Source organism: Thalassotalea euphylliae (assembly GCF_003390335.1).
Lineage (GTDB): Bacteria > Pseudomonadota > Gammaproteobacteria > Enterobacterales > Alteromonadaceae > Thalassotalea_F > Thalassotalea_F euphylliae_B.
In genome coordinates, this window is record NZ_QUOU01000001.1 from 3,261,253 (window position 1) to 3,275,026 (window position 13,774).

The 13,774-nt window shown below is 47.7% G+C and carries 11 protein-coding genes; 5 read left to right on the forward strand and 6 right to left on the reverse strand.

Going from position 1 to position 13,774, the window contains the following annotated elements:
- Nucleotides 1-62: 62 nt before the first annotated feature.
- Together DXX93_RS14335 and DXX93_RS14340 are read right to left on the reverse strand one after the other, a co-directional pair.
- On the reverse strand, nucleotides 63-740 hold the full coding sequence (locus DXX93_RS14335) for a redoxin domain-containing protein (protein WP_258872673.1): 678 nt from the start codon (nucleotides 738-740) through the stop codon (nucleotides 63-65).
- Nucleotides 727-2,901, reverse strand: a complete 2,175-nt coding sequence (locus DXX93_RS14340) for a protein-disulfide reductase DsbD family protein (protein ID WP_116008690.1) — start codon at nucleotides 2,899-2,901, stop codon at nucleotides 727-729. The genes DXX93_RS14335 and DXX93_RS14340 overlap by 14 nt, the downstream gene beginning before the upstream one ends.
- Before the next feature lie 308 nt (nucleotides 2,902-3,209).
- On the opposite strand from DXX93_RS14340, the gene DXX93_RS14345 reads away from it, so the two are divergent.
- The 5 genes from DXX93_RS14345 (at nucleotide 3,210) to DXX93_RS14365 (ending at nucleotide 8,593) form a co-directional block, all read left to right on the forward strand.
- Nucleotides 3,210-3,764, forward strand: a complete 555-nt coding sequence (locus DXX93_RS14345; RefSeq protein ID WP_116008691.1) for a DUF4174 domain-containing protein — start codon at nucleotides 3,210-3,212, stop codon at nucleotides 3,762-3,764.
- A 331-nt stretch (nucleotides 3,765-4,095) separates the two neighbouring features.
- Entirely contained in the window at nucleotides 4,096-6,399 is a 2,304-nt protein-coding gene (locus DXX93_RS14350; protein WP_116008692.1) for a TonB-dependent receptor, read from the forward strand.
- 331 nt (nucleotides 6,400-6,730) lie between these two features.
- The gene (locus DXX93_RS14355) at nucleotides 6,731-7,054 is read left to right on the forward strand and encodes an MCP four helix bundle domain-containing protein (RefSeq protein ID WP_116008693.1); all 324 of its coding nucleotides are present in this window, start codon (nucleotides 6,731-6,733) and stop codon (nucleotides 7,052-7,054) included.
- Between the two features lie 29 nt (nucleotides 7,055-7,083).
- Nucleotides 7,084-7,827, forward strand: a complete 744-nt coding sequence (locus DXX93_RS14360) for a hypothetical protein (RefSeq protein WP_116008694.1) — start codon at nucleotides 7,084-7,086, stop codon at nucleotides 7,825-7,827.
- Between the two features lies 1 nt (nucleotide 7,828).
- Nucleotides 7,829-8,593: a methyl-accepting chemotaxis protein gene (locus DXX93_RS14365; RefSeq protein ID WP_116008695.1), complete on the forward strand. Its 765-nt coding sequence runs from the start codon at nucleotides 7,829-7,831 to the stop codon at nucleotides 8,591-8,593.
- A gap of 76 nt (nucleotides 8,594-8,669) precedes the next feature.
- Here the strand turns inward: DXX93_RS14365 and DXX93_RS14370 are convergent, their stop codons facing one another.
- From DXX93_RS14370 to DXX93_RS14385, 4 genes are all read right to left on the reverse strand, one after another.
- On the reverse strand, nucleotides 8,670-9,980 hold the full coding sequence (locus DXX93_RS14370; RefSeq protein WP_258872769.1) for an allantoate amidohydrolase: 1,311 nt from the start codon (nucleotides 9,978-9,980) through the stop codon (nucleotides 8,670-8,672).
- Nucleotides 9,981-9,999: 19 nt separating this feature from the next.
- Complete coding sequence (locus DXX93_RS14375; protein WP_116008696.1) at nucleotides 10,000-11,247, reverse strand: pyridoxal-phosphate-dependent aminotransferase family protein; 1,248 nt, start codon at nucleotides 11,245-11,247, stop codon at nucleotides 10,000-10,002.
- Nucleotides 11,248-11,261: 14 nt separating this feature from the next.
- Nucleotides 11,262-12,098 (reverse strand): sulfite exporter TauE/SafE family protein, encoded by an 837-nt coding sequence (locus DXX93_RS14380; RefSeq protein ID WP_116008697.1) that lies wholly within the window; start codon nucleotides 12,096-12,098, stop codon nucleotides 11,262-11,264.
- A 79-nt stretch (nucleotides 12,099-12,177) separates the two neighbouring features.
- Nucleotides 12,178-13,752: a gamma-glutamyltransferase family protein gene (locus DXX93_RS14385; RefSeq protein ID WP_116008698.1), complete on the reverse strand. Its 1,575-nt coding sequence runs from the start codon at nucleotides 13,750-13,752 to the stop codon at nucleotides 12,178-12,180.
- Nucleotides 13,753-13,774: the final 22 nt, after the last annotated feature.

Here is a 13,774-nt window from a genome sequence, read left to right on the forward strand (position 1 = left end):
CGGATGAGCCCGTGAATTCAACCGCTTTCTTATACTCGCACTGTAATTGCACCAAATTAAGCTTAGCTTTTGTATTTAACCGAACAGCCATAAGGCGGGGTCAGCTTTTTCCCCACTGGCGAACCTGTCATTAAACTTTGCATGCTCACTTCAACATAGTTAGTTGCTTTGGCGATATCTGCCGGGTTAGCTGACTTAATGCTGTCGATTGCACCAGTGTAGCGCAAGGTGCCTTTCGGATCGATGATGTACATGTGTGGGGTTGTTTTTGCCCCATAGAGTTTGCCAACATCACCACTTTCGTCGAACAATACATGGCTAGGTGACGCCTTGCGCGTTGCCGTTAGCTCATTCGCTTGTGTGGGGTTAACATGCCCCTGCTTGCCCGGTGCCGATGAAATGATCGACAACCAAACGACATCTTGAGCTGTGTATTTACGCTGCAAGGCCTGCATATTGTCACTCTCGTAATGTTTTTTCACGTAAGGACATAAATGGTTAGTCCATTCCAGCACCACGTATTTACCGGCAAAATCCGCTAAGTTCACCGTTTCGCCTTGGCTGTTGACCAGTGTAAAGTCAGCTGCGGGCGCATCCACTTTAATGGCTGCCATTGCTGCAGGCGTTAACACGGTCAATAATGCCATCACTGCCAGTGCAAATAATACGGGTTTAATACTTTGCCATTTAATGGCTCTCGTTGGTGCGGCAGAGATAAAATCATTTTTACAAAGATACATAACTAAGCTCCTGTTGTGCTTGTTGTATTGCGCTGATCACAATATTGGGGGTTAACACTTGTGGTAGCACTTGCTCTTTGCCAGCACCAGCATAAACCACATACAAAGGCACTCCAGAGCGTTGATACCGCGTTAAAAATGCTAAAATTTCGCTGTTTTTGTTTGTCCAATCACCAACGAGATAATGGACATTTTGTTGCTGCAATAGTGCTAGCAAATCCTCGTCACGAAAAGCAACTTGCTCATTTACTTTACAGGTAATACACCAATCAGCAGTCATATTAACGACGACAACTTGGTTGTTATTACGCAGTTGAGCTAATTTTTGTTCGCTAAACGCATGCCCTATGTTAAGGCTTTGTGCGCCAGTGCCATCTTGATATTGCACACTCGCGATATCTGCGCCGTATTCACTACCTTGTTGGCTTGAATAACCGGCAATCACGAAAGCGGCAAGCACTGCTAGATGAGACTCTTTGCCGACGCTTTTACTGGCCAGCCATAAGCACAGCGTAAACATCAACAAACCAGACAACAACCACAATTGCCCTACGCTGTTGGTTTGTCCGAGAAACACCCAAAGCAGCCAAATAACCGTGGCGAGCATGGGAAATGCCAGAAACTGCTTAAAGGTTTCCATCCAAGCGCCGGGTTTAGGTATAAGGGAGGCAAAACGGGCAGAAAATGAAAGTAGCAGCATCGGCAAGGCAAAGCCTATCGCCAATGCCGTAAAAATAAGCACTGTGTTGAGCGCAGGGCTTACCATAGCAACACCTAGCGCTGTTGCCATAAAAGGAGCTGTGCAAGGTGATGCAACGATAACGGCAAGTACGCCAGTAAAAAACTGACTAGCGACACTGTTACCTTGCGTGAGTTTCTCGCCAAAGCCAGCCAAGCCAGCACCATTTGGGGCGACATCGAGTAGCATTAGGGCGATAAATACAAACAAGAAACACAAGGCGGCAATAACTAATGGCTGCTGAAGGTGAAAGCCCCAACCGATGGCTTCACCACTGGCTTTTAATCCTAAAATGACACCCGCAAACAACCAAAAACTCACTAAAATACCGAGCAAATACCCCCAATGATGCTTGCTTGTGGATGGTTCATCACCTTTATTCACCGCTAACGCCATTGCTTTTAGCGACAGTACCGGCAGTACACACGGCATAATGTTGAGCATTAATCCACCGATAAAAGCGAAAAGCAGCATTAGCCAAAAGGGCTGTGCTGTTGAGTTCACCCCTTTAGCAGAAGCCGCCAGCACAGCACCACTTGCATCGTTAAACGTTGCAGTCAGGTAATAGCCTGCTGCGCCGTCAGTTAATAAAAACTCAATTGGCTCTTCGCCAAGGCTAAAGTAGTCAGACTTTTTTAGCAGCACATTAGCCTTGTCGTGATTGTCTGTTTGAAGCCACTGCTGAGCACTACTGTGTTGAATAAGATCACTGCGAAACGGCAATAATTGCCAGTTCGATGGATAGGGGATTTCTGCTGCGAGCGTTAAGTGCTCTTGCGTAATTTCGTATTGCGCTGATAGCCAGTGCGTTGTTGGCAACCTAGCTCGGGTTTGTTCAAAAAGAACAGCATATGCTGATGGTAAAGCGTTATCGCTGGTGGGCAGCTCAATAGTCAGACTTGCCCAGCCGGGAATGCAATCTTCCTGACAAACCAGCCAAGATAAGTCAGCCGTGATGGTGATCGATTGTTGCCTGCTGAGCTCGCCTTTTACCACGAACGGCACCATCAGTAAGGTATCGCCACTATAGCCGTAGTTCATTAGGTGAGCGACTGGAATTTGCTCAGGCAACGGCCACTGAATATCGCCAAATTCAATATCCGCGCTGCTTTGCCAACGCACTTGCGGCGCTTCGCCGGAATCACCTGCATTGCGCCAATAGGTGTGCCAGTTATCATCAGGGGAAAGTAAAATACCAAGCCACTGGGTACCATCACCACTTTTTTGGGTTATCTCATTGTGTTCACTTAACAACGCGACCTCGATATGTGGCCCTTTGGCAGTGCTTGAGTCTGGCAGTTTAGCAATGATTAAGCGCAGGTCTTGAGTCGCCAACTGAAAAGCCTTGGCAGGCAAGCTCACTAAAGTCGCGGGGGCAATAAAAAACAAAATACACAGCAGGAAAGTAATCGGGCGATTCATTGGTTAGCGTCAATGCGACAAAGCATTATTGATTAAATTTACACCATCATAGCTACGCCCATGCCGTTATTGAAGATCAAATTGACCTTACCGCCAGCTATCGCCGTAATATGCTTCGTAATATGCTCAAAGAATACTTTTTAAGACAATGCCTTTGACGTCGATTGTGCTGAGGTAAACATTCAGGTAAATAGCGCTCAACTAACGGGTCTAAGCTCAACAATACGCAGCACAAGCTGTTAAACGCGCGCTAAACCTGAAACAAAAGCAAGGCCACTAATGGCATAAATCAACCATTAAGTAACGCAATGCACACAAAACCCTTTATCACGGTAATATTATTAAGCGCGTTAGCAATAGCTTTTGCTAGTGCCAATATCATCAGTTTTGCAAGTTTCGCCCAATCGCCTAAAAGCGCTCCTTCCAAGAGCATTAGCCCTAGCTCTAGCCCTAAACACCTTGATAAAGAAGCCATTAAGTTAAGTGACTTTATTTGGGAGAAACGACTCGTACTTATCCATAGTAATGCTCAGCCACCGCTGATGCCGTTTATGCGCGCACTTGATTATGAAAGTCTGGCAGAACGAAAACTCGACGTGTACGCCTTGATCAATCAAGAAGCTTTTCAACTATTTCCCAACGCCGTGATGCGCAGAACGCCACAATTGGATCGCTTGTTGAAACAAACATTTCACACGTCTCAGCAGGACAAAAACTCACAACTTAATAACAAAGCACTGCTCATAGGCTTAGACGGCAGTGTCAAGGCACAGTATTCGATTGGCGAATTAGATTACCGTGTAATTAGCAAGGTGATTGATGGTATGCCTATGCGCCGAGCTGAGCTCTCTTATTCGCGATAATCTTGTTGCTACTAAACCGCCAGTCATTTGCTATTGATCTACAACTACGCCTGCACCGCTATCACCTTAGCTCTTCAACTGTATTTCCCAATATCGCCAAAATGATGCAGTTGGTGATTTTACGCACACCACTAGTGCAAATATTCTACAAACAGTTATCTTGCGCTCTGTGAAAAACCAAAACAATCCGCCTCGCAAACTTGTAAAGCACTGTTTTAATTGACTTTAAAAAAGATATATAACCGATCGGTTCAGGTTGGCTCAGGTGTTGCTCTGCTCATAAAAAGTTAAGAAAAACAAATATTAATATCAAAAATAAAAAGGAACTAAGATGAGTACTGAGTTATCAAGGTTTAAACGCTTACCTATTGCTACAGCGATTATGGCAAGCTTGGCAACAAGCGCTGTTTCAACGGTACACGCTGAGGTACTGGACGATTTAGATGACGCAGGTATTGAAGAAATTATCATTGTTGCCGAGAAACGCAATGAAAGCCTGCAGGATGTTTCTCAAGCCGTCACTGCCGTCACAGGTGAAGATCTGCTGGATAAAAATATTCTCTCGTTTGTCGATTTAAGTGCGATTGCACCGGGTGTAAACGTTGCCAAAAACGAGGGGTTCAAAACCATCATTTCCATCCGAGGCGTCGGTAACGAAGCTAACCAAAATATTGTCGCTAATCCCTCTGTTTCTTACCACATGGACGGCATTTATATCGCTTCACCTTTTGCCCTGCAAACTGACTTTATTGACGTTGAACTGATTGAAGTATTGCGCGGCCCGCAAGGTACATTATTCGGGCAAAATTCTACTGGCGGTGCCATCAATGTGATTAGTAAACGCCCAGAACTTGGCGAAACCAATGGTAAATTTGACTATACCTTTGGCGAGCATAACCTCAGCCAACTACGTGGCTCAGTAAATATACCACTAGGAGAAACAGCTGCACTTCGCACCTCAGTTTCTAAATACGATCGCGACGGTTTTTCAAAAAATGTACTTAACGGGCAAGAACTTGACGATGCCGATAACCTTACCATTAAAACCGATTTTTTCTGGCAAGCGACTGATAACACCAGCCTTCGCTTGATTGGGCAATACTTTGAAGCAGACAGTAACGGCGCTGCCATCAAAGGAATTGACGATCCAACTCCGGGGGCTCGCAATTTAGCGCAAGACACAGCGTCTAAATTTGAGTTGGACTCCAAGCTGGTCGGGTTAATTGTCGAAAGTGACTTGGGTTTTGCAACGGCTAAATACCTTGGCAGTTGGCAAGAAGATGAAATTATGGTGCAGCGCGACAACGATCGTCATGCTTTCAGCACTAACCCTGAATACACCATTAGCGCCTTCTTGCCTGAGATCAACAAGGTTGAAACGTTTACCCATGAAATTAACCTTATTTCCAACGAGCCTGCTTTTGGTAAGCTCGATTGGATTGTCGGTGCGTTTTACCTTGATACCGATATTGAAGTGACTATTCGCGAAGAGCTCGATACCAATGGTAACGGTGTACTCGACGGCTATGTACCGGCTTTCCCAGATGTTTTTGCTGGTGACGTTGGCTTTATTTCTGATGCGACCCCCAGCCGTGAATCATTGTCTATTTATGGTCAAACCACCTACAGTTTTAGCGATATCACACGTTTGATCACTGGCCTTCGTTACACCAAAGACGATGTAGAAAGTGCCGTTTCTAACTTTTTTGCGCCTGAGCCAACCTTGATCGAAGCATCAGTTGAAGAAGTAACTGGCCGCGTTGCCGTTGAATACGATATCAGTGACGACATCATGGTGTACGGCTCATATACCCGTGGCTTTAAGCCCGGCGGTAGCAACTTAACCTTTGGCTTTGAACCCGGCGAATTTGATTTTGTCAGTGGTGCGGTTGATAACTCTGCGCCTTTAGTGTTCCCAACCTTTGAAAATGAAACCATTAACGCGTACGAAATAGGTATTAAAGCCGAGTTACTCGATAACCGATTGCGCACTAACTTAGCGACCTTCTTCTACGACTATGAAAACCTGCAATTCCAAGCGACTGACCCCAACGCCTTCCAAGGCGGCGTAGCCAATATTCCTGAGGCTGAAATTACCGGTGCAGAGCTAGAGTTAATTGCGTTGCTGACTGATGATCTAATTTTGGATGTGAAAATGTCAGCACTTGATTCTGAAATTACCCAAGATTATTTCGCGCTAGATAACGTTGTCGCTGACGGCCTTGGCTTTGCACCGGGCGACGATGTGCTGCGCTCTGAGCTGGCCGAAAATGTGAAAGGCAATGAGCTCGCCAAAGCGCCGGGCTTTACCATGGACGCAAGCCTAGAATACACCACGAATATTGCCACGCATGAATTTCGCTCGGTACTGCAATACACTTATCGCGGTGATTTTGAGCAGCGAATTTTTAACAACCCAGCGATTGACCAAGTCAGTAGCTATGAAGTGGTTAACCTGAGGTTCTCACTTGATCTTGATGATGATGCGTGGGGCTTCGATGTCATGGCGACGAACCTGTTCGACAAAGACGGGGTGAACTCTCGAATGTCTGACGTGTTCGGCGTTAACGCAACTGGTGTTGAACTGATCGCACCGCGCCAAGTGATGGCGAGGGTAAGATATAGTTTTTACTAGTCTCCTGCGACTGGTAGTTTTTACTTAGCTTACTTTTATTACATAGCTTAATTAGCTCGCAGGCTGATATTCTCCGACGGGATATCAGCCTGTAATTTCTAATCACCACCCTGTTCTGCCCCAAATTTAAGCATCTTGCGCACTGCGTAACCAATGCTGAGTAACTGTACATAGTTACTACAGAATTGGACACTATTGCCATACTCTCAAAAACTTTTCGCATGCTAGAATCCGCGCCCGCCTTGACAACCAAGTGAGAATAATTCTCATTTAAACTCAAAGGAAACAGTTCGACATCCGTCTGCAAACATCAAAATTAGGAAAACAATCTATGCTCGCGCGCCTCAAGCTCTCCACACAGCTGTACACCTCATTCGGTGTCATTTTGCTCTTACTTACCGTTATTTCTCTAGCTTCCTATTTCGGCTTTACTAAAATTCATGACAGTTTTGTTGACTACCGAGGGCTAGCAAGAGACACCAACCTTGCCGGGCGAGTACAGGCCAATATGCTCGAAATGCGACTGGCGGTGGTTAATTATAGTAATACTCAATCTCAAGCAGCAGTTGAGCAGTATCAGCAGCGTAAAGACAAAATGACGGAATTTCTTGAACAAGCCACCGTTGAAATTCAACAGCCCGAGCGCGCTGCCTGAAAGAGCAGCTCGACCCTAGTGGTTTAGCAATGCGACAAGCAGTTTCAGATATCATTGTTTCGGCTTATCAAGACAAGGACACCCAAGCTTCATTTTACGCTTCGCAGTTACAGGAACACCTCCTGTTAGCCCGCTTGTACGTCATTAAGTTTCTCGTCACCAATAGCAGCAAAGATGCCAGCCGAGCAAATGACGAGCTCGCCAATCAAATGCCCATTTACCTCAACAAGCTAGATGAAAATTTACAAAACCCGGCCAGACGTGCGCTGTTCGATAAAATTAAACTTCACTACACGGCTTATCATCAGGCATTTTCAAGCGTTAAGCAGGTTATCACTGAACGCAATCAACATATCGAAGGAACACTCAACACTGTTGGCCCTCGTGTTGCCGCCGATATTGAAAAAGTAAAATTGTCGGTGAAGCAAGATCAAGACACCTTAGGGCCACTGGTACAAGCAGTAACTGAGCAGGCGGTAATGATCATTGTCGTAATTGCTGTTATTGCCGTTGTCATCGGTATTGGCGTGGCACTGTTAATGCCACAAGTGATTCGCAAACCTATTGGCGGCGAACCCAGCGCCATTGCGCAAATTACACGCCAAGTAGCTGACGGCGACCTCAGTCAACAACTGGTAAAATCAGAGAATGACTCAGGTATCTACCAAGCGGTTTATGAAATGAATACGAGTCTTCGCGGCGTTATCGGCACCCTAGTTGATACCAATAGCTCGTTGGTGATGTCTGCCGAACAAAGTGCGAGCATCGCATAACGTGACCACTGTTGGCCAACAAAAGCAAACCACAGAGCAAATTGTTGTTGCCGTTGAAGAATTATCGCATAGTGTTAATGAAGTCGCTGAACTTGCCAAGCGCTCTGAAACTAAGTCAGTCGAAGGCATGGAGAGCACAACTTATGGCCGAGATGTACTCAAACAAGCCTTGGCATCAGTGCATTCACTTGCTGACAGCATTCATTCGTCAATGGCTTCTATTAAAAACTTGGAAGCTAAAAATGCTGATATTGCCTCGGTGGTGGAAGTGATTGGCTCAATTTCAGAGCAAACTAACTTACTTGCACTTAATGCCGCAATTGAAGCGGCACGCGCGGGTGAAGCAGGTCGCGGCTTCTCTGTCGTTGCCGATGAAGTGCGCACGTTAGCTTCCCGCACCAAAGAATCAACCGCTGAAATCCAACAGATTATTGATAGCTTACAACAGGGCACGAACGAGGTGGTTGCGGTCATGGAAAACAGTGCCAGTTTAGCCACCGACACCTTAGATAAATCAGCTCAAACAGACCAAGCGCTAGATGTGATTTACCAAGCGATTAACGAAATTTCCGAAATGAATAGCTCAGTCGCAACAGCTGTAGCACAGCAATCGGTGACCGCCAGCGAAGTAACGCAAAACATGAGTGAGATTGGTAGCACTATTGAACAAACCATGATTGCTGCTAACGATGCACATGAAGCGAGTGAAGATGTTAAGCACTTGGCCTCACAAATTGGTGCCGTCGCGGCTAAGTTTAAAATCTAAGCTAAGTGATTTTCGCCATTAGCCACCGAACATATGTTTGGTGGCAAGCTATCGTTTTAGTCGCAATGTATCAGGGTTAAGAGCCCGATGCAGATTTAGCTGTAAGGCCGAGGCTAGCGTAAAGCACCGCTAAGGCATTAATTACGTCACCGTCAATCACAGCTTCATCAGGGTGATGACTAATGCCGCCAGGGCTGCGGATAAACAGCATACCGACAGGGCAAATATCGGCAATTGCCATCGCATCGTGACCAGCACCAGAGGGTAATATCGGCGCGTTGCCAGTGACTTGCTGACAAGCACGGGCAAACACTTGGGTAATGTGCTCGTCGCACTGCACTGCTGGCGCAGCATGTGTCCATTGCCATTTAATATCTAGCTGACGTTGTTGTGCGATGCGATAAGCCGCTTGCTCAATATCCGTGACTAAACTTGCGAGCGCGTCGTCTTGTTGCGCGCGGATATCAATACTGAGCTCAGTAAACCCCGCAATCACATTGGTCGCCCCCGGCTTGGCGGCAACAGTACCAACGGTCGCCACTTGCCCAAGATGACTTGCCTTTGAGGCTGAGCACGCTAGCTGCTCTACCGCTAGTATAAATTCTGCACCAGCAGCTAAACTGTCTTGTCTTAAATTCATTGGCGTAGTGCCTGCATGACCTGCTTGACCGATAAATTCGATTATCGCCCGCTTGGCGCCAGCAATAGCGGAAACTACGCCGAGCGGTTGTGCTTTCGCTTCAAGCACAGGCCCTTGCTCGATATGGGCTTCCCAATAGCCAAGTAGTTCATCTTCGACCAACGCCGCTGCTTGTTGTTCGGCTTGCTCGGGGTCTAAACCAAAGTCTTGCATCGCTTGGCGCATACTCACGCCCTGTTTGTCTTTGATTGCAAGCCAGCTGGCATCAAACTGCCCTGCCAAGGCCTTTGAACCGATTAACGTGGTCGCAAAACGCGTCCCTTCTTCGTCACAAAAGCCAACCACATCAAGGTGAAACGGCAAGTTAAGGGCATTGGCTGTTGCCAGCTCGGCAAGTTCGACGCCTAGCATTACGCCTAAAATACCGTCATACGCCCCAGCACAGGGTACGGTATCTAAGTGTGAGCCAACGATAAGTCGTTTGGCATTGGGATGAGCACTGACCAACCGCCCCCATTGATTGCCGACCGCATCTTGCCACGTTTCCATGCCAGCATCGCGCATCCAACTGGCCACTTGCTGATTACAGGCTTTGTGCGCAGGCGTTAAATACTGGCGCAAAATGCCGTCGTCCAGTTCACTGATTTTGCTGAGCGTGTGGCAGCGTTCAATAGCGCGCATACCATGTTTGTTAACCAGCTCAACAGATAAGCCACCAGTCAGTTTGTCGTTTGCGCAGTCCTTTATTTTAGCCAAAACAAATTACCTACTTAATTGCTGGCGAAGCGGTATTCGACTGGTAGTACGCCAAAGCCGCTAAGGTTGCTTCACCACTTGGCCCGTGATAACCGTTGGCATGCAAACAGGCATCTAAACACGCCAGTGTTTGCAATACGGTATCTTTACGTGCGTTATACCCCATAGTGCCAATACGCCAGATTTTGCCATGCAGCGGGCCGAATGATGTACCGATCTCAATGCCAAAATCCGTCAGCATTTGGTTGCGAACTTTATCGCCATTGACTTCGCTTGGAATATAAACACCAACCACGTTATTCATTTTGTGGTTAATATCGCCAAATACTCTCAGCCCCAAGGCTTGCACTCCCGTTAGCATGGCATCGCCGTGGAGTTTGTGTCTGGCAACACATTCGTCTACGCCCTCTTCAATCACGATACGCGCGCACTCAGAGGCGCAATACAGCATATTGGTGGCCTCGGTATGATGATTGAGTCGCTCTTCCCCCCAGTAATCCATGATCATGCCAAGATCAAAGTAGTTAGAGCGAATAAGTGGCTCAACGCCATCTTGATGATCAGCCGTTCGAATGCCCGCTTCTACTTTTTTACGTTGACGAATCCAGTCGACACATTGGTCACTCAGCGTAATTGGCGCCGAACCTGACGGGCCCCCCAAACACTTTTGCAAGCCCACGGTCAGCGCATCGACTTGCCACTCATCTGCAGGTAAATCGTTACCCACGATAGACGCAGTCGCGTCACAGTAAAACAGTACATCATGCTGCTGGCAAATTGCGCCGATGTCTTGCAGCGGTTGATTCATGGTGGTTGAGGTATCACCTTGCACCATAGCCAGCACGCGAGGCTGAACGCGCTTAATTGCCGCTTCGATTTGCTCAGGCTGGAACACTTCCCCCCACGCGACTTCAATGGTGTGCACCTCAGCTTGCGCGCGCGTTGCGATTTCCGCCAGTAAGTGGCCAAAGCGCCCCATGATCGGCACAAGTACTTTGTCACCCGGCCTTAACATTGATAACAATGCAGCCTCAATGCCTGCGCGTGAAGTGCCATCAATTAAAAACGTCCACTCGTTGTTGGTTTTAAAGATTTGCCGATAGCGCGCCATGGTTTCATTCATAAAGCCCGTCATCGCTGGATCGTATTGACCAATCAGCTGCGCTGACATGGCTCTTAGTACCCTTGGGTCTGCGTTAATCGGCCCTGGCCCCATTAACAAGCGCTGTGGTGGGTTGAGTGTTTGAATATCCGTCATTATCTTGCTCCTACTTAGCTACCCATGGCTTGCATGAACATACGAATACCGGTCAGCATTAACACCACGGCAAAAGCGCGTTTTAGCTGCTTAGGTTCAAGTTTACTGCCAAGTTTTACGCCAATTGGCGCACATAAAATGGTTAACGGGATGATGAAAATAAACGCGGGAATGTTGACTAGGCCAAAGGTGCCCAGTGGCGCATCTGCGGGTGTTTGCGCAACAGCTAACAAGGTTAACACCCCAGGTAACGCGATTATTAAGCCAAAGACGGCGGCAGTGCCAACCGCAACGTGCGCACGCACATTAAACGCTGATAGCAGAGGGACACCTATGGTACCTCCGCCAATCCCTATCATTACCGACAAACCGCCTACGGTAGATGCCATAATGCCTTGACCAAAGCGCCCCGGTAATTCACTTTTCAACGCCGGTGCGCCAGCGCGGAACAGCATGTTTAAGCTCACCATAATGGCGATGGTCGCAAACATCACCGTTAATGCTTGCCCTTGCACATAATGGGCAAACAAGCTGCCGACAATGGCCATCGCCAAAATAAAGCCTGTCCAATATTTAACAATGTCTAGGTCGACATTGCCTTTTGCATAGTGTGAGCGAATTGAAGAAATCGACGTTGGCACTATAGTCGCAAGTGATGTCGCGGTGGCGATCATCATTGCCGACTCGGCACTAACGCCAAAGCCTTGTAAGAGAAAGTACAATACTGGCACGATGACAATACCACCACCAACGCCAAATAAGCCCGCTAATAAGCCAGCGAAAACCCCAGTCGCGACCAGCGCGATCATAATTGGCCATTGGTTGGCCAATTCATTTAACAACTCTGTCATTTATTGTCCTAATTCTTCTTAGATGTTTTTTACTTAGTTCTTGTCTTTGTTAGCATGAATATTAATGTAATCGCCGCCGTTACCTATTCGCAACGCTTTCAACCAACGCAACACCATCCGAACGCGGGTCGGAGGCCGCAGCAAGTTCAGTTTCACTATCAAGAATAGCGCCGGCGTGTCCCATCATTTCATTGTTATCATCGACTGATTGCCACTTGTGCTTGAGGCGGTCTAACTCAGTGCCCAAATTAGCCGCAAGCGCCTGCTCTACTTTTAAGTTGGTGCTCGTATCGCCCCAAGTGCGTCCCAATAGCCAACGCGGTGCAGCAACCGCTTCGGCAATCGAGCGATTACGCCAGGTGTAATCGGTAAATACCTTGGCTTGGGTTTGCGGCTGGCCTTCGCCCCCCATTGTGCCATAAGCCAATCGACGACCGTCATGATAACGAGCAAATGCCGGGTTTAACGTATGCGCGGGTTTTTTATTTGCCGCCAAGCAGTTTGTCGCAGCGCTATCGAGCGAGAAGCTAATCCCGCGGTTATTCCACGTAAAGCCACCATCTTTCATGACAACACCAGCGCCGAACTCCCAGTAGATACTTTGGATAAAGCTGACCATTTGGCCACGCTGATCGCGCGCCGCGAGCCATACAGTATCACCCGGCGCCGCATTAAATGGCCAAGCCTCAGCTTTTGCCATTGAAATATTGTTCGCCAACTCGCTAATCGCTGGCTCCTCAAGCACTTGATGATACAAGTCAGTCACCGCCTTGGGATCGGCCCAAAGTTGTGGCCGCAAATGAAAACTCTGTTTTGTCGCTTCAACGATCAAATGCAGCCAATCAATATCTTCACTGGCGTGATTGCGCAAGCGATCGACGATTGACAATATTAACAGCGAATGAATGCCCTGCGTCGGCGCAGGTAAATTGTAACAATCAACACCTTGTAACTGGGCTTTGAGCGGCTTGACCACTTGTGCTTGTGTCGCGTTAATGTCAGCTAGAGTGATTGGACTGCCTGACGCCGCTAAATCGGCGGCAAAACTTGCGGCAAGTTCCCCCTGATAGAAACTCGACAGGCCATGCTGAGCTAGATGCTCAAACGTACTGGCCAGCGCGACATTGGTAAAATGCTCACCTTGCTTGAGCGCAGCTGCGCGAGGTTCATAAAGGCTTTTAAAAGCGTTATTGCGCTCTGCAACCGCAAATAGCTTGTTGCTCGCTGTTTGTAAGCTTGTGGTCACTTCAAAACCAGTACGTGCCGCTGCAATCGCCGGCGCAAGAATTTCACTGAGCGGCAACTTGGCATGCGCATCGGCATTAAGAGCCGCCTGCCAGCCACTAATGGTGCCAGCTTGCGTAATGGCGCTTAACCCGCCACGCTCTGGGATAGCTGATAGCCCTTGGTATACCGATAAATTTTGGCACGCAGCGCCACAGGCATCAATCGCAATTGGCGCTTCACTGCCTGGGTTGTCAATCAGCCAAAAGCCATCACCACCAATAGAATTCATATGCGGATAAACCACGCTAATGGTTGCCGCAGCGGCGACCATAGCTTCAGTGGCAGTGCCGCCTTGACGCAAGATTGACATGCCAGCTTCCGTGGCCGTTTTATGGGGGGCAGTAAAGGCAATATTCTCTTTCATTATTATTTCTCTATATTTTACTCAA

What these genes read in the sequence shown, in the direction of transcription:
- DXX93_RS14360 (WP_116008694.1), top strand. Translation starts at nt 7,084, where the DNA reads ATGCGACAAGCAGTTTCAGATATCATTGTTTCGGCTTATCAAGACAAG.
- DXX93_RS14335 (WP_258872673.1), bottom strand. Translation starts at nt 740, where the DNA reads ATGTATCTTTGTAAAAATGATTTTATCTCTGCCGCACCAACGAGAGCC.
- DXX93_RS14345 (WP_116008691.1), top strand. Translation starts at nt 3,210, where the DNA reads ATGCACACAAAACCCTTTATCACGGTAATATTATTAAGCGCGTTAGCA.
- DXX93_RS14340 (WP_116008690.1), bottom strand. Translation starts at nt 2,901, where the DNA reads ATGAATCGCCCGATTACTTTCCTGCTGTGTATTTTGTTTTTTATTGCC.
- DXX93_RS14355 (WP_116008693.1), top strand. Translation starts at nt 6,731, where the DNA reads ATGCTCGCGCGCCTCAAGCTCTCCACACAGCTGTACACCTCATTCGGT.
- DXX93_RS14350 (WP_116008692.1), top strand. Translation starts at nt 4,096, where the DNA reads ATGAGTACTGAGTTATCAAGGTTTAAACGCTTACCTATTGCTACAGCG.
- DXX93_RS14380 (WP_116008697.1), bottom strand. Translation starts at nt 12,098, where the DNA reads ATGACAGAGTTGTTAAATGAATTGGCCAACCAATGGCCAATTATGATC.
- DXX93_RS14375 (WP_116008696.1), bottom strand. Translation starts at nt 11,247, where the DNA reads ATGACGGATATTCAAACACTCAACCCACCACAGCGCTTGTTAATGGGG.